9 protein-coding genes are annotated in these 16,203 nt (G+C 69.6%); 4 read left to right on the top strand and 5 right to left on the bottom strand.

Features of this window, described 5'->3' with window-relative positions; all coding sequences use genetic code 11:
- Positions 1 to 20: 20 nt before the first annotated feature.
- From DKG74_RS04640 to DKG74_RS04630, 3 genes are all read right to left on the bottom strand, one after another.
- The gene (locus DKG74_RS04640; RefSeq protein ID WP_109903127.1) at positions 21 to 7,331 is read right to left on the bottom strand and encodes a two-partner secretion domain-containing protein; all 7,311 of its coding nucleotides are present in this window, start codon (positions 7,329 to 7,331) and stop codon (positions 21 to 23) included.
- Between the two features lie 13 nt (positions 7,332 to 7,344).
- Positions 7,345 to 9,039 carry a ShlB/FhaC/HecB family hemolysin secretion/activation protein gene (locus tag DKG74_RS04635; RefSeq protein ID WP_109903125.1) on the bottom strand — a complete coding sequence of 565 codons (1,695 nt, stop codon included), beginning with the start codon at positions 9,037 to 9,039 and terminating at the stop codon, positions 7,345 to 7,347.
- A gap of 238 nt (positions 9,040 to 9,277) precedes the next feature.
- Positions 9,278 to 10,171, bottom strand: coding sequence for a hypothetical protein (locus DKG74_RS04630; protein ID WP_109903123.1), 894 nt, complete (start codon positions 10,169 to 10,171; stop codon positions 9,278 to 9,280).
- Between the two features lie 240 nt (positions 10,172 to 10,411).
- Here DKG74_RS04630 and hrpB point away from each other — a divergent pair, with 240 nt between their 5' ends.
- On the top strand, positions 10,412 to 12,922 hold the full coding sequence (gene hrpB / locus DKG74_RS04625) for an ATP-dependent helicase HrpB (protein WP_243404021.1): 2,511 nt from the start codon (positions 10,412 to 10,414) through the stop codon (positions 12,920 to 12,922).
- A 4-nt stretch (positions 12,923 to 12,926) separates the two neighbouring features.
- On the opposite strand, the gene DKG74_RS04620 is transcribed toward hrpB, so the two are convergent.
- On the bottom strand, positions 12,927 to 13,364 hold the full coding sequence (locus DKG74_RS04620; protein WP_109903119.1) for a DUF1036 domain-containing protein: 438 nt from the start codon (positions 13,362 to 13,364) through the stop codon (positions 12,927 to 12,929).
- A gap of 255 nt (positions 13,365 to 13,619) precedes the next feature.
- Here DKG74_RS04620 and DKG74_RS04615 point away from each other — a divergent pair, with 255 nt between their 5' ends.
- A complete protein-coding gene (locus DKG74_RS04615) occupies positions 13,620 to 14,279 on the top strand; it encodes a hypothetical protein (RefSeq protein WP_133251501.1) in 660 nt (219 codons plus the stop codon).
- A gap of 21 nt (positions 14,280 to 14,300) precedes the next feature.
- Here DKG74_RS04615 and DKG74_RS04610 read toward each other — a convergent pair whose 3' ends face one another.
- On the bottom strand, positions 14,301 to 15,176 hold the full coding sequence (locus DKG74_RS04610; RefSeq protein WP_109903115.1) for a trypsin-like serine peptidase: 876 nt from the start codon (positions 15,174 to 15,176) through the stop codon (positions 14,301 to 14,303).
- Positions 15,177 to 15,301: 125 nt separating this feature from the next.
- Between DKG74_RS04610 and DKG74_RS04605 the strand changes: the two genes are divergently transcribed.
- Both DKG74_RS04605 and DKG74_RS04600 read left to right on the top strand, forming a co-directional pair.
- The gene (locus DKG74_RS04605; RefSeq protein ID WP_109903113.1) at positions 15,302 to 15,751 is read left to right on the top strand and encodes a GreA/GreB family elongation factor; all 450 of its coding nucleotides are present in this window, start codon (positions 15,302 to 15,304) and stop codon (positions 15,749 to 15,751) included.
- The gene (locus DKG74_RS04600) at positions 15,751 to 16,188 is read left to right on the top strand and encodes a nuclear transport factor 2 family protein (protein WP_243404020.1); all 438 of its coding nucleotides are present in this window, start codon (positions 15,751 to 15,753) and stop codon (positions 16,186 to 16,188) included. Before DKG74_RS04605 ends, DKG74_RS04600 begins: the two co-directional genes overlap by 1 nt.
- Positions 16,189 to 16,203: the final 15 nt, after the last annotated feature.

Raw genomic sequence — 16,203 nt, 5'->3', positions numbered from 1 at the left:
CCCGCGAAGACGCGGGCCGGTCATTGCCCGCCCTCCCGGGTGGCATCGGGAAGCAACAGGTCGAGCCGCCACAGGGTATCCTTGCCGGTGTTGGACAGGACGAAACGCGGGTCGTCCAGGGGATCGTCGGTGGCGAGAACGATCAGCGGTGTCGGTGACAGTTGCGGCAGCACGAGCGGCGGCGGCAGCGTGACCTTGATCGTGCCCTCGGGGTCGATGCTGCCGACCGGCGGCGGCGGGCCGCCGCAGCTCGTGGCCATGACGCAATCGTTGAACAGATAGGTGGCCGCGATGCCATCCGGGCGCAGGACGTCGGCCGCGGCCTCGACACCCGAGATGTCCCCGAGGCTGCCGCCCATCGTGGCGGAACCGGTCGTGCTCATGACCGTCAGCCTGTTGAAAGTAACATTGAGGCCGGTGATATCGCCGTCGCCGGCATCCAGCGTCACGTCCGCGCCATCGGCGGCTCCCTCCAGCAGGATGTCGCCGTCGCCGCCCGAGCCCGTGGTGACGATGGTCACCTCGGGCGCGGTCAGGCTGAGATTGCCCGAGGTCGTGAACGTGCCGCCATTGGTCTCGTAGCGGCTGCCGCTGAGGATGACGATTGGCGCGCTGTAGGACTGGGCACCGAAAGTGGTCACCGACAACGGGTCGATCCTGACCCCGGCCACCAGTTCGAACGAGCCGAGCGCGGCACCCTGTCCGACCGCGCCGAGCAGGCGGATTTCACGTCCGGCCGTCATGCCGACCCGGGCGAGGCCGGAGCCTTCGCCACGCAGGCTGTCGATGGTGCCGGCGATGTCGATGTCGGTCGCGGCTTGCAAGGTGACGTCGCCGCTGGCTTCGAGGCTGCCGTCGATGGCGATGCCGGCCGAGGTACTGGCAAGGATCGCGTTGGTGGCCGTGACGCGGCTGGCATCGTAGGTCTGGCCGCCATCGGTCCAGACGCCCCGCGCCAGGAAGATCTCCTCGGCCGCCGAAACCAGCAGGCTGCCGAGGCTGCCGGCCGCGCCGACGGCCTTCGCCAGGCTGACATTGCCGCCGCGCGAAATGATCTCGACCGGCCCTTTTGTTGGCACTGGCAGGGCATCGCCGCCATCCGCGCCGGGCAGCATGTCGACGGTGCCGACGATGTCGACGTCGCCGCCCGCCGTGACGCTGGTGGCCCGGGTCAGCACCGTGTCGCCCTGGATGTTGATGCCTTCCGACGCGCTGTAATGTCCGCCGTTCAGCGTGATGCCGTTCCCGCGCATGAAGATCGAGCCGTCCGTGTCGATATCGGCGACGTCGATCGAGCCGTCGGCGCTGATCCAGATGTCGCCCGGCGCGGACACGGCTCCGATGGCGCCAGTAATTTCGACGGTGCCGGCCGCCGCCTCGATATCGAGGCCGGGGGACGCGCTGACCAGGCAGCCGTAGCAGTCGTCGACGTCGATGGTCCCGTCGACGAAGACCGATTCCCCCGCGCGCAGGAGGGTGTCGGCGAAGAGGCGGACCGTGCCCAGCAGCGAAAGGCCACCGCCCGCGTCCAGCCTGCCGCCAAGGCGGATGAAGCCGTCCGCGGCGGCGTATATGCCGTCGGCCACGGTCACGCCGTGCAGCAGGATGTCTCGGGCGGCGGTCAGGTCGATCCCGCCGAGAATGCCCGAGCCACCGATGTCGCCGTCGACCAGCAGGTCGCCACCGGCGTCGGCGGTCAGCAGGGGGGCGTGTCCACGCCGGCCGGCGCCTTCGTCGATGGCGTCGATCCGGCCACCGAAGCGGACGTCCCGCCCGGCGGTCACCGTTACGTCACGGGCGATTTCGGTATCGCCCGTGACGGTGAAGCCGAGCCCGGCGCGGTAGGTCGCGCCGCGCAGCAGCGCCAAGGGGGCATCGTAATACTGCCGGCCCTCGGTCGTCACGTCGCCGAGGGTGATGCGCCCGGGCGCGATCATGGTAACGTCCAGCAGCGCCGACAGGCCGCCGATGGCGCCATTGACCCGCACGAAACCGCCATTGCCGATGAGGTCGAGCGAAGGTGTCTCGTCCGACAGGCCATCGCCGTCGATGCGACCGTAGACGGTCACACTGCCGCCCGAGGCGATGGAGATGGACTGGGCGAGCCGGACATCGGCGAACAGGTCGATGTCGCCGCCCGTCACGATATGGTTGCCCGACAGATGGATATGGTCGCCCGCCTCGATGTTCAGGCTGCCGACACTGTCGATGGCGGCGACGGTGGCGCTCCCCCCCGCTTCGAGCATGATGTCGCCCAGGGCGCCGCGGCTGCCGATATCGCCGGCAAGCAACAGATCGCCATTCGACCGGGCCGTCAGGGTGGGGGCCGGCACGCGGTCGCGCCCGGTTCCGTCGGCAGCGTCCATGGTGCCGCGGACGCCGATGCCGCCCCCGGCCGCGAGCGTGGTCACGCCGGTCAGCAGGGTGTCGCCCAGAATGTCGATATCGCCCGCGGCGGTGTAACTGGCCCCGTTCAGCGTGATGCCATTGCCGGCGAGGGTGAGCGACCCGCCGGCGTCGATGGCGGCGACGTCGAGCGTGCCGGCCGCACCGATCCTGACATTGCCAGGGGCGGAGAGGCTGCCGATGGCGCCGGTAACCTCGACCGAGCCGGTCGCCGCCTCGATGTCGAGGCCGGGCGCGGCCGCGACCAGACAGGTGGTGCAATCGGCGTCCACGGTGCCGGCGATCAGGACCGAGCCGGCCGCGAGCAGCCGCGTGTCGCCGAGCAGCTTGAGCGCACCGCGGAGCGACAGGTCGCCGCCCGCGTCCAGGGTTCCGGCGAGGCGGACGAGCCCGCCCGCGACGACGGAAATGCCGCCTGTCGCCTGCGCCGACTGCAGCAGGATATCGCCGGTCGCCGTCAGGTCGATGGCGCCGAGTGTCTTCGTGCCGCCGATGTCGCCGTCGATGCCGAGATCGCCGCCCGCCCTGGCCGTCAGGCCCGGCGCCGCGGCGCGCAAGGCTCCGCCGCCATCGGTCGCTTCGATGGTGCCGCCGAAGTGGATGTCGCCCCCGGCCTCGATGCTTGCGCCATGCACGATCCCGGCATCGCCGGTCACGTTGAAGTCACGGCCCGCGCTGTAGGTCGCGCCACCGAGCAGGGCAAGCGGGGCATCGTAAAGTTGGCTGCCTTCGGTGGTGACATCGTCGATGGAGACGCGGTCGAGGGCAGAAAGGGTGACGTCGAGCATGGCCGACTGGCCGCCGATGGCGCCGTCGATACGGACGAAGCCGCCGTTGCCGGCGACATTGAGCGAGGGAATGCCGTCCGACAGGCCATCGCCGTCGACTTTGCCGCCGATGGTCACGCTGCCGCCCGAGACGATGCGGGCATCCTGGGCAAGGCGAAGATCGGCGAACAGGCCGATGTCGCCGCCAGCCGCGACATGGGTGTCGAGCAGGTGGATGTGATCCCCGGCGGTGACAGTCAGGGCACCGATGGCATCGACGGCACCGATGGCGGCGACGCCAAGAGCGGACAATTCGATGGAGCCGAAGGCGTCGATGCCTCCCATCGGCCCGAAGATGGTCAGATCGCCACCGGATTTGGCGACGATATCGACGGCATCGCCACGGGCATCGAGACTGCCGTCGAACACGATGTCGTCACCGGCGGTGATGGCCAGCGTGCGGCTCGCCACCGCCTCGCCCGAGATGGCGAAGGCACCGCCGGCGTCATAGGTCGCGCCGCCGAGATTGACCCGGCTCGCGGAGAAACGCTGGTCGCCCTCGGTCGCGGCATTGGCGAGGGAGATTTCCCCGGCCGCCGTCGCGTCGAGATAGGCAATGGCGGTCATGCCGCCGACATCGCCGCCGATCAGGATGTCGCCCGCGGCCGAGCCGACCGACAGGCCGGCACCGACCGCCGAGGCAAGGTCGATGTCTCCGTTCAGGTCGACGAGATCGTGGCCCGCGATGCTCAGGTCGCGCGCGATTGTCATCGCGCCATGGGCGATGAAGGCGCCGCCCGCGTCATAGCTCGCGCCCGTGAAGGCGATGTCGGGCGCGAAGAGCATGGCGTCGCCCGTGGTTCCGATGTCGTCCGCCGTGATGCGTTCACTGGCCTTGGCGGTGAGGAAGCTCAACCGGGTGGTGCCGCCGAGAGCACCGAAGAAACCGATGCTGCCGGCGCGGGCCACGACATTGAGGCCGCCGAAGCCTTCGTCGGTCGAATCGACCTTGCCGAAGCTCACGCCACGCCCGGCGTCGAACAGGGTCGGGCCGGAAACCAGGGCCGCCTCTGTCGCCGCCGCGACGATGCTGCCCGAGAACGAGCGGTAGGTCTCGCCGAAGAACTGGCCGAGCGGCGCGGCATAGGTCTGGTCGCCCGATGTCAGCACATCGTGCAGGGTGAAGGACCGGGTGGCCGCCACGGTCACCCGGTCGAGCATTCCCTCGACGCTGCCGATGTCGCCGTCGACGATCACATCGCCCGAGGCACCGCCCGCGGTCAGGGTCAGCGCCGTTTCAAGGGTCGAATCGAGACGCATTATGTCCCGCGTGAAGTGGATGCCGCCATCCGCCGCGGCGATGGCGGTGGTCCCCGCCAGCATGGTCGTGCCGTCGAAGGTGATGTCGCCCGCGGCCGAACGGTAGTCGTTGCCCGCGCTGTCGCTGCCGAACAGCGTGATCACCGACGCGAGATAGTTCTGGTCGCCGAGCGTCGATACCCCGGCGATTTCGACCGCGCCCCCCAGGACCGTGAGCGAGGCGAGGCCGACGCCGAAGCCGACATCGCCGCGGATGCGCACGCTGCCCGCCTTGGCCGTCAGTCCGACATGGGGGGAGACGGGGCCGCCGGGCGCCACCAGACCGTCGAGCGTGCCGGTGATGTCGAGATTGGTTCCGGCCGTGACCGCAATCGCCGGCGCGGCGACGGCGACATCGCCATCGAGCAGGATGCGTCCCGCGACGTCGAGGCCACGCGCCAGGATGATGTCCGGGGAATCGATGGTGAAATCGCCCCCGATATCCGCCGCGCCGAGGAAGGAAGCCTTGGACGATGGCGACGACGTGACGATGGAGATGCTGTCGGCGCTCTTGATCGTCACATTCGAGGCGAGATAGAAGTCCCCGCCGTCGTTGACCTCGACGAAGACGTCGAACGGTACGTTGAAGGTAACCTGACCGGGAACCGCGCCGACGACGAGCACGCTCGCGCTGCCGCTGGCTTCGTCGGCGTCGAAGGTGGCGGAAGCGGCACCGGTCCGCAGCGTCAGCGACTGGAAACCGCCGATGGCCGCCAGTTCGGATTCGCTGAGACCCGGAACGTCAATCCCCGGGGGGGCGCCGACGATGGCGCCGAGGTTCGAGTTGCGGAAGGCGCCGGTGATCAGGACGGTCGCCGTCGATGCCGGCGAGAACACCCCGTTCCCGATGTGGAACGGGTCCAGGCCGTAACCCTGCATGTGCAGCTGGCGCCCGACCGCGATGTCGATCGAGGATTCGGAATCCGCGCCGTGATCAATGCCGATACCGCCGTAGCCGCCGAGCAGGGTGAGCTGCCCGGCGTCGATCACGATCGAGGGCACGGAACCGGAAGTCCCGCTGGCCGTCGGCTGGATGCCGACGCCATAAGGATCGGCGTCGGTGCCACAGCCGCCGGCCCCGGTCATGCAGCCGCGCAGGTCGATGGTGTCGGCGACGAGCCTGCCGTCGAAAATCTTGATCGAGCCGCCGGCCGTCGCGCGCAGGGTCAGGTCCGCCGCCGCGCCGTCGAGCGTGCCGGACCACATCAGACCCTGACCCGCGACAGCGTCGATCGACAGCGTGCCGTTCGAGACCTGAAGGGTTCCCGACCAGTCGATCGCCCCCGCCGCCTCGAGGCGCAGGCTGGCGCCGACCCCGCCGAGGTCATAGGCGGCATTGGCGAGATAGGAGATGTTGCCGTCGCCCTTGATCGCCGGATCGTTGGTGACGATGCTGACGTTGGTGCCGGTCTTGAGCACGTCGAAGATGGAGTCGATCGAAACCAGCGAGGCGTCGGCCGGAATGAAGACGCCGTCGGCGGGAATGGGCGAGCCGCGATTGACGATGGCGATGTCGGCCGGGTCCAGCAGCCATTCGCCGGCCTTGCCCGATGCCGCCGAAGCGTCGATGCTTGCGCCTTCCACCGACAGTTTGCCGGCGGATGAGGTCTCGATCAGGCCGCCGTTGCCGCCCGAGGCACCGCCGGTCGCCCGGGCCGTGCCGGCGAAATCGGTCGTTTTGTCGGACCAGACGGCGATCGTGCCGCCATCGCCCTGCACAGTCGCCGAGACGTCGACGCGGGCACCGGCCGCGACCGTGGTGGTTTCAGCGCGCGGGGTGGCACCAGTGCCGCGCGGGCCGCCGCCGAGGCGAACGGTGCCGCCGCCCCGCGCGCCCGAGGCATCGAGGCTGGCGCTGCCGGCGACGGCGACCTGCCGGCCCGTAATCTCGATGGTGCCGCCGGTCGTGCCCGAGGCATCGACCGTGCCGGAAACAGCGGTCGTGCCCGCCCCGCCGGAGAGGATGACGGTGCCGCCTTCGGTCGAGATGCTGCCCGCTTCGATGACGCCGGTCATGTCGATGGCGCGGTCGACCACGCTGGAAGCCTGCCGGGCGTCGAGCACGATGGTGCCCCCGGCGGCGCTGATGACGCCGCTGTTGGCAACTTGAGGCGCGCCTGTCGCCCGGTCCACGGTCTGACCCGTGTCGAAGGCGATCAGCCCGTCGCCCGCGAGATCGACGGTGAAGGTCTCGGCGCTGCCGAGGGCGACCGTGCCGAGACGGGCGGCGATGACGCCATCGTTCGCGACCGTCGGGCCGACGAGGGCGGCGATGCCCTTGTCGGCGACGGTGATGCGGCCTTCATTGACGACGCGGGCATTCGGATTGTCGGTCGGCCGGTCGAAGCGGTCGCGGCCGGCCATGAAGGCATCGTCCGCGATATCGCTGGTGCTGGCGACCAGGCCGCCGACGTCGATCTGCGCCCCGGCACCGACAAGGACGCCGTTCCGGTTGACCAGGAAGACATTGCCATTGGCGGTCAGCTTGCCGTCGATCACCGAGGCATCGTCGCCGGTCACCCGGTTCAGGGTGACAGAGCCGCGCCCCGGCTGAACGAAACTGGTGCTCTCGCCGCCGCCGACCGAGAAGTCCTGCCAGTCGATCACCGCGCGGTCCGTGGTCTGGCGGACCGTGACGGTGCCGGGGGCGGTGGTGACCGTGGCTTCACCGCGGACCACGGTGCCGCCGGTCGGGTTGGCGCGCGTCGGCGCGACGGGCGCGCCGACGAGAACGATGCCGAGCGCGGTCGATGCCAACAGGGCGGCGCGTCGCGCCGACGGGAAGAATGCGAAAGTCATGATTCGATTCCTCCTAGAAGCTGCCGACGAGGCGCAGGAAGACGCCTGGATTGCGCTTGTCGTCGTCGCTGCGGTCGCCGCGGTCGCGGGTCAGCGGCTTGGCCACCTCGATCTCGCCCTGGATGGAATCGCCGACATAGAGGCGGACACCGGCGCCGGCGGAGGTGAGGGCGGCACTGGATATTTCCGTGCGGCCCTGGTCCCAGACCTTGCCGGCATCGTAGAAACCATAGAGCTGGAACGGCAGGTGGAATTGGCCCGCCTCGTCGCTGTGGTCGATGATCCCGTTCAGCTGCAACTCGGCGCTGGCGCCGAGGGCGCGGTCGCCGCTGATCTCGCCCGGCGTGTAACCCCGTCCGAAACGATAGCCGCCAAGGCGAAACTCCTCGTCCGCCAGCAGGGCGCCCGGAGCATATTGCCCCGTCGCCTCGACAAAGAGATTGAGCGAACCGAACTCACCCGAGAACAGGCCCTGCAGACGGGACACCTCGAGCGTCGCCTTCTCGAAGGTGCCGTCGCCGTCGACGCGCGAGCGGTTGCGGTCGTCGGCCGTCGTCGCGCCGAAAGCGTCGACACCCATGTGCAGGCCAAGGCTGGCCCGGGTCACGCCGGCCCATTCGTCATGGTATTCGCCATCCGCGAACAGACGCAGGACGCGCAGGCGATCGCTGGTGTTGGTGACACCCAGCAGTTCGTCATCCTCGTCCAGCCAGTCGAAGGCGGCGCGGGTCGACAGCGAAAGCGTGCGGCCGCGCAATACCGGATAGGCGAGGGAGAGGCCAAAGCGGGTGGCCGCCGTCTCGACGTCGAGAACCTGGAGCGCGCCGCCCGGACGCCCGGGGGCATAGCCGGCATAGGCACGCAGGCGCAGCCCGTCGCTGCCGAGGGCGATATCGCCCGAGACCTGGGCGAGGCGCTGATGATCGCTGAAGACGGACGAGAACAACACGAGGTCCAGCCGCTCGCCCATGCCGGTCAGGCTGTTCACCCCGGCAGAAGCGGTGGCGCCCCAGGGACCGAGCAGGTCGGAGCTGCGGTTGTCGACGGCGACGAATCCGTCCATCGCCTTGTGGCCGACTTCGATGGTGAGCTGGCTGGCGCCTCGCTCCCCCGCCACGGGGCTGAGCACCCCCCGGGCGCTGATGCCGGGCAGGTCGTTGATCAACAGCAACTGCCGCTCGACCGTGGCGAGACGGGCGGGACCACGATCTTCCGAGATGCGGGCGGCCATGTCCTTGACCAGATCGAGGGATCCCCCGGCGTCGCCGACCACGGCGACGGAATGGATATAACCTTCGACGACGACGAGCTTCACCGCGCCGCCTTCGATCCGCTGGGCCGGCACCACCACCCGGGTCAGGAAATAGCCGTCGCTACGATAGGCGGCCTCGATCGCGGCAGCGATGGCGAAGATGTCGGCCAGCGAGACTTCGGTGCCGATCTTCCCGGCATAGAAGGCGGAAAGCGTTTCGGCGTCATAGACCGTGCTGCCGTCGACGGCGAGGGCGCTCAGGGTCAGTTTCACACTCTCGGCACCCGTCGGCGGCTGTCCTGCGGGCGCCGTCACCAGGTCCAGTCCGCCGGGGGCGGCGGGAGCGGGCGGCGTCAGGGCCTCGGGCGCGACGGCGGGGCGGGCGGCGGAGGGCAGGCTTTGCGCGGCCGCCGGCATGGCGTGAAGCAGCAAGGCGGCCGTCGCGAGCGCCAACATGGGGCGCTGGCCGCCACCGATATGGCCGCGAGCGCGACCGCGAGAACCGTTTGCGCTGGCAAGCAGGCCCTGAACCACTGTCTTCATTGTTCCCCCTGGGCGGCTGCCGGAAGCTGGCGCAGGGCAAAGCATCCAACAGATCGCCGAGTCACCCGGAACAGGCCGACACCGGCCAAATTCACCCCCCCGGGTGGCGGCAGATTTCAGAATATTACGCGTGGGGCGTCAAGCATCGAGACTAGAAGGCGGGGGTGGCGTTCATCGCGCGGTGGAAGCGCTGCCTCAACTCGTCGAACGCAATATCGTCGATGCCGAGCTGCCGGGCATCGAAAAGCCCCGGACCGGCGGTGAAGCCGAGATAGGCCTGAACCTCGTTGATCACCAGTTCGGTCTCGCGAATATCGTAACCTTCGCGATCCAGGAAGCGCAGGAACAGGTTTCTTTCGTAGCCGTTCAGTCCCTGTCGCCAGAACCGGTCGCAGGCTGCCCGATAGAAGAGACGGGTGAAGAATTCGCCGTGGGCGAGTTCGTGACGGAGCACCTGCCGGCGCAATGCAACGGCATCGCCGGGAGTTCCGCCGAGGTCGGCGATGCTGATCAGGGCCTGCACCGGTGTCGTTGCGACGAAGCCGTCGGCGGCGGTGCGCAGCACATGGTAATGCAGGAGTATATTGCGCAGCCTTGCTTCCTCCGGCGACAGGCCATCGGCCCCGGCAAGGGAGAAGAAGCGGGCGAGGGTCGCGGCATCGTAATCATGACCCAGATAGAAGTGGTCGAAGGGGCGGCCAGCCTCCGCGATCAGGCGGCGGGTCTCGGCCTCGTCCGGCACCCGATCGTGCGGAGCCCCCTTCATTTCGGCGAAGACGGCGATTCTGTTCAAGGTTCTCGCCTGAAGCGCGGCATCGGGGAAATCGAGGATCAGCACCCGCGGGTTGTGTGCAGCCCGGTACAGCGTCAGTCGCCGCGGAATGCGGCGGGCGATGTCGTCGGCGCTCGCCACCACCAGCCCCGTCTGGCCCTGCATGGCCGCCGTGATTTGGGCGGCGTCGGAATTCGGTGGGGGGGCCTCGCCGCGACCGGCGCCAACCCCGATGACGGCCAGGGCGATGGCGACCGCCGCGAATCGGGCCATCCGCGATCCCTTTGGCCAGAGCCGTGATGTCACCGGTCGAAAATTCATGGACACCCATCATCCATCCTCGCGCGCGGTTTCGTTTCGGCACGCCGCCAGCGGGATCGCAGGCGAGGATAGCGCCGGAGACCCGCAGGGGGAACAGAGGCCGCCACATGACCGCTTGATCGGGCGACGCGCTTTGCGCTAGTCGGTCGGCAGCGACGGCGAATGCGTGCCGGTGGCGGGAAGGGGAGACGCGTGGATCATCTGCCGATTGACGATGTCCTGCCCGAACTTCTGTCCGTGCTGCGGGCTGGACCCTCGGCGGTGCTCGAAGCGCCAACCGGCGCCGGCAAGACGACGCGGGTGCCTCTCGCCCTGCTCGGCGAGGCCTGGGCCACGGGCGGGCGCATCGTCATGATCGAACCACGCCGTCTCGCCGCCCGCTCGGCCGCGCGGCGCATGGCGGCGACGCTGGGCGAGGCGGTGGGGGAGACCGTGGGCTACCGCGTGCGCTTCGACAGCAAGGTCAGCGCCCGGACCAGGATCGAGGTGGTCACCGACGGCCTCTTCACCCGCATGATCGTCGACGATCCGGGGCTGGACGGTATCGCCGCCGTGCTGTTCGACGAATTCCACGAGCGCAGCCTCGATGCCGATCTCGGCCTTGCCCTCGCGCTCGAAGCGCAGGAGGCGCTGCGGCCCGACCTCCGCCTCGTCGTCATGTCGGCGACACTGGATGGCGCCCGGGTGGCGGAACTGCTGGGCGGCGCCCCGACGGTCCGTTCGGAAGGCCGCGCCTATCCGGTTGCGCTCCGCTGGGCCGAGGGGCGGGACGATGCCCCACTCGAGGCGCGCATCGCCCGGGCGGTGCGCCGGGCGCTGGCCGAGCTTTCGGGCGACATCCTCGTCTTCCTGCCGGGCCGGGGCGAGATCGAGAAGGCCGCCCGCCAGATCGAGGAGGGCGGCCTGCCGCCGGATATCCTCCTGCACCGGCTGCACGGCGACCTCGATTTCGCCCAGCAGGACCGGGCCCTCGCCCCCGCCGCGCCGGGCACGCGCAAGATCGTGCTCGCGACCAATATCGCCGAAACCAGCCTGACCATCGAAGGCGTCGCCGTCGTGATCGATTCGGGTCTGGCCCGCCACGCCGCCTTCGACCCCGGCACCGGCATGGGGCGCCTCGTGCTTGGCAGTATTTCCGCGGCCTCGGCCGAACAGCGCCGGGGCCGCGCCGGCCGCCTCGGCCCCGGCACCTGCATCCGCCTGTGGAGCGAGGCGGAACACCGTGCCCTGCTGCCCCATACAACGGCGGAGATCCTGCTGGCCGACCTTGCGCCCGTCGCCCTCGACCTCGCGCTGTGGGGCATCGCCGACCCGTCCAGCCTCCGTCTGCTCGATGCGCCGAACGCGGGCGCCTATGCGCAGGGCCGCGCCTTGCTCGAAGGTCTCGGCGCCCTCGACCGCCAGGGTCACATCACCGATCATGGCAAGGCGCTGGTCCGGCTCGGTGCCCATCCCCGCCTCGGTCATCTGATGATCGAGGGCAAACGGCTGGGGCAGGGCGCGCAGGCCGCCCGTATCGCCGCCCTGATCGAGGGGCGCGATCCCCTGCGCCTTGGCCCCGGCAACCGGGATTGCGACCTCGCCCTCCGCCTCGAAGCGATCGAAGGGCGGGGCGGCGGCGGGACCGACCGGGGCCTGCTGCGCCAGATCGAACAGGCGGCGGGGCAATGGTGCCGGCGTCTCGGCGTCGACGCGCGGGCTCTGGACGACCGGTCGCTGACCGGCCAGCTCGTCGCCCTCGCTTACCCTGAACGGGTGGCGCGGCGCCGGCCGGGGGGCGGTAGCCTATACCTCATGGCTTCGGGCGCGGCGGCCCGTCTCGACCCCGTTGAGCCGCTGGCCGGTCGCGAATGGCTGGCCATCGCCTCGCTCGACGGCAGCCGCAAGGATGGGCGCGTCTATCTCGCCGCGCCGCTCGATGCCGCCGAGGTCGAGGCCCTGTTCGCCGATCGCATCGTGGCGGAAGCAGAGGTCGCCTTCGATGAGGCCAGCGGTCAGGTCCGGGCCCGCCGACGTCGCCGGCTGGGCGAAATCGTGATCGAGGATGCGGTCTGGTCCGACCCGCCGGCCGATGCGGTCAGCGCCGCCCTGCTGGCCGCGATCAGGGCGCGTGGCCTGACCCTGTTGCCCTGGACGGCGGCGGCGGCGGCGCTGAAGGCACGGGTCAATTTCCTTCATCGCCTGGACCCCGCGTCGGGGCGCTGGCCCGACTGGTCCGACGATGCCTTGCTGGCCGGACTGGAAGACTGGCTTTTGCCCTATCTCGGCGGGATTTCCCGGCTCGAGGGGCTTAAGCGCCTCGACCTTCACGAGGTGCTATCGGCCGGCCTCGACTGGCCCCTGCGTCAGGCGCTCGATATTGAAGCGCCGTCCCATCTCGAGGTGCCGTCGGGCAACCGCCACGCCCTCGATTACGGCGCGGGGGAGGCGCCGGTGCTCGCCGTGAAGCTGCAGGAAATGTTCGGCGCGCGCGAGACGCCCAGTGTCGCGAAGGGCAAGATCCCGGTCACGCTGCACCTGCTTTCGCCCGCGGGGCGGCCGGTGCAGGTGACGCAGGATCTGGTCAGTTTCTGGGGCCGGGGCTATGCCGATGTCCGGGCGGACCTGCGCGGACGCTATCCGAGGCACCCCTGGCCCGAAGACCCGCTGACCGCGCTGCCGACGGCAAGGACGAAGCGTCACCTGCCGCCGGAGCAACGCTGAGCGATCAATCGTCGGTCAGGTTGGTCGTATAGGACTTGGCTTCGGCGCCAGTGTCGACTTCCGAGAAATTCTTGGAAGCAAAGCCGCGCCGTTCGCAATTCTCGTTGCCGCGGATGGTGAATTCCGCGTCCTTCACGCAAAAGGGATTCTCGCCGGTCCAGCCGGTGCCGTCCGGATGCTCGGCATAGACATAGACGTAGCGGACCTTCAGCGGGCCGGTGATCGGCGTCGCGCATTTGCCCGGGTCGACGTTCCACCAGCCTTCCGAGACCCAGACACCGTTTTCGACGCCGTCAGGGGTCTTGTCGTCGTAATAGCCGACGGCCACGGACGTGGTCTGCTTGGTCTTGTTGCAAACCTTGTATTCGGCGAAGGCCGGGGCAGTGACGGTCGCAACCCCCGCAACCGTAAGCGCCGCCATCGCGACAGAACGGATCTTCATCCCGTCCACTCCTGATATGGGTGCCGACAAATCGGACGGTCACCATTTGATCACGCGGCCTTTCCCCCCGCTGTGACCCGGGCCACAAAAACCCCGGTTGATCACAAGAAGGTGCGCGCGATATCGACCTTATGGACCCGCTTCCGCTGTCGTCAAGTCGGGCTTGCTGTGACGCGACACGGCTTTGCTGTATGGTGGCCTGCGGCGTGAAGGGATAGCGTCGGGATGGCGCGCCGTTGCGGGGAGACGGGGACTGTGACGATTCGGAAATGGTCGGCGATCGGCCTCTGCTTGATGCTCGGCACCGGTCCGGCGCTGGCCCAGGGCAGCTTTCTCGGCGGCTTGACCGGCAAGACCGCGCCCGCGAGCCCCGCGCCGGAAGCCCCGCCCGCCGAAACCCCGCCCGCCCCGGCCGACGACTCGTCGTCCTCGCTGCGGCCCAGCCGGCCGCAGACCCCGACCGCGCCCACCAGTCCTTCCGCCACGGCACCGGCGCCGACGTCGCCCGGCAAGGGTATCGCGCCCTCGCCTTCGCCCGCGCCGGCCCCCACGGTGGATGCCCGTGGTTTCGCCGGCGTGTGGTCGGGCACCTATACCTGCGCGCAGGGGCTGACCGGCGTCACCTTCACCTTCGACGCGCCTGCGGGTGGCGAGATTTCGGCCGTCGTCGCCTTCTATCCGGTGGCGTCCAACCCGGGCGTGCCGTCCGGCCGCTTCCGGGTCACCGGCACGGCGCCCGCGCCCGGTGACCGGGCGCTGATCTTCTATCCCGACGGCTGGATCGAGCGGCCGCCGGGCTATGTCATGGTCGGATTCGAATTGCAGTTGTCGTCCGACGACATGGCCCTCCGCGCGACCCTGAGCGGCGCGCCGGGCTGCACCACGGCGCTGCTCGGCCGCGACGGCAACGGCTGAGCCATCCCCCGGGGCGCGCCGTCAGCGGTGGCGCGCCGCCTCCCGGGCGAAGGAGGTGGCGGAAACCGCCATGTCGACGCCACGTATGTTCTCGGTGTCGATCTCGGCCGATTCGATGCCGATGATCTGCCAGCGGCCGTCGATCAGGGCGAGGTCGGGGCCGCCGGAATCGCCGGAGACACTGCCGCAATTGTGGCCGAAGGTACCGTCGTCCCAGGCCTCCATCACGGTGCAGCCGCGCCGGATCGTCACCCGTTCGCCGTCCTCCTCGCCATAGCCGATCTGGACGAAGGTGCGGCTGCCGCCGTCGTAGGACTTCAGCGCCTTGCGATCGAAGGCAGCGATCTCGACGATGCCCGTGACATCGCCGATGTCGCGGTCGAGTTCGAGGATGGCCCAGTCGAGACCGTCGATGTCGTTGGTCTTGTTGAAGGTTTCGAGGTTGAAGCGTGGCGGCACGAAAGCCTCGACGATCCTGGCTTCGACCAGCGTGCCGTCGTCCCCATGGCCGGCCAGGAAGGTGTCGGGCAGTTTCACGCCGCCGTATTCGCTGAACACGCAATGCGCCGCGGTCAGCACGATGCGCGGGCCGACGACGGTGCCGGTGCAGAAACTGTTCGGCGAATCGACGACGCCGATGGCCGACAGCGGCAGGTCCGGCAGGCCGGCGATATCGGCCGGGTCGCCACCCGCGCGGTCGCGGTGGCGCCGGTCGGGCTTGCCGGCCGGCGGGGCGGCGCCGCCCGGAAATTTCGGCAGGGGGGCGACATCGGCGATATCGGCACCCGCGTCCGGCGCGGCACCGAAGCGGCCGCCGCGGTCGTCGGCCCGAAGCGGGCTGCCCGTCGCCACGACGAGCGACAGGACAAGAGCGAGGCGGGCCGGCATGATCTTCATGATGGTGGGGGTCCTGATGTTCCGAGGCGCAGGAAACCATGTCGCTCCGCTTCCCGTCTATGATCCGCGCCACAGGCTGCTAGGATGACCGGCCGCGCTACGCGGCAACGGGGAGAGGGCGAGGGGTGAGCCGGGCATTCGTGAAGGAAGACGATACGGCGACAGCCGAAGTCGAGCGGCCCGCGGTCGCGCCGCACCGTATCTCGCCGCGCGGCCTCGCGCTGCTGACGGCACGGCGGGATACCCTTGCCGGGCAGGACGGTCTCGAAGCGTCCAATGAACGGGCGCGGCTCGATGCCGTGATCGGCGCGGCCGAGGTGGTGCCGGCCCTGACCGCGGTGCCGGAGGCTGCCTGTTTCGGCTGCACCGTCGGTGTCGTCGACGATGACGGCCAGTCCCTGTCCGTCACCCTGGTCGGTGAGCACGAGGCCGATCCCGCGCTGTGGCGCCTGTCCTGCACTTCGCCGCTCGGCCGCGCCCTCGTCGGCGCCATGGTCGGCGACACGGTCACCTGGTCAAGGCCGAGTGGGCGCCGCGACCTCGAAGTGGTCAGCCTGTCCCTCCCGGAGCCATGATGAGCGCAGACGACGAAGCGGCGGTGCTGGCCGCCAACCGGGCCTTCTATGCCGTGTTCCGCCGCCGCGATATCGGGGCGATGCGGGCGCTCTGGGCGCGGGTGGCGCCGGTGTCCTGCGTCCATCCGGGCTGGCCGCCGCTGATCGGCCGGGACGAGGTGATGGGGTCGTGGGAAGGCATCCTTTCCCACCCCGAATCGCCCGCGGTCGCCTGTCGCGACGAGAAGGTGCGCATGATCGGCAAGGGCCAGGCCCTCGTCGTGCTGATCGAGATGATCGGCGACAACCCGCTGGCGGCGACCAATGTCTTCGTCCTCGAGGATGGCGAATGGCACATCGTCCACCACCAGGCCAGCCCGCTGGCCGACGCGGCGCAGATCCCCGCCGACGAGACCGGCGACGACGCCGGCCCGCCCACGGGCACCATGCTGCATTGACCGGCTGAGGCGCCG

The sequence above is a fragment of the Zavarzinia aquatilis genome, assembly GCF_003173035.1.
Classification (GTDB): Bacteria; Pseudomonadota; Alphaproteobacteria; order Zavarziniales; family Zavarziniaceae; genus Zavarzinia; species Zavarzinia aquatilis.
Note: the sequence above shows the minus strand (reverse complement) of the source record. Positions and strands in the feature narration are given on the sequence as shown.

What these genes read in the sequence shown, in the direction of transcription:
- DKG74_RS04640 (WP_109903127.1), bottom strand. Translation starts at nt 7,331, where the DNA reads ATGACTTTCGCATTCTTCCCGTCGGCGCGACGCGCCGCCCTGTTGGCA.
- DKG74_RS04635 (WP_109903125.1), bottom strand. Translation starts at nt 9,039, where the DNA reads ATGTTGGCGCTCGCGACGGCCGCCTTGCTGCTTCACGCCATGCCGGCG.
- DKG74_RS04630 (WP_109903123.1), bottom strand. Translation starts at nt 10,171, where the DNA reads ATGGCCCGATTCGCGGCGGTCGCCATCGCCCTGGCCGTCATCGGGGTT.
- DKG74_RS04620 (WP_109903119.1), bottom strand. Translation starts at nt 13,364, where the DNA reads ATGAAGATCCGTTCTGTCGCGATGGCGGCGCTTACGGTTGCGGGGGTT.
- DKG74_RS04610 (WP_109903115.1), bottom strand. Translation starts at nt 15,176, where the DNA reads ATGAAGATCATGCCGGCCCGCCTCGCTCTTGTCCTGTCGCTCGTCGTG.
- DKG74_RS04600 (WP_243404020.1), top strand. Translation starts at nt 15,751, where the DNA reads ATGAGCGCAGACGACGAAGCGGCGGTGCTGGCCGCCAACCGGGCCTTC.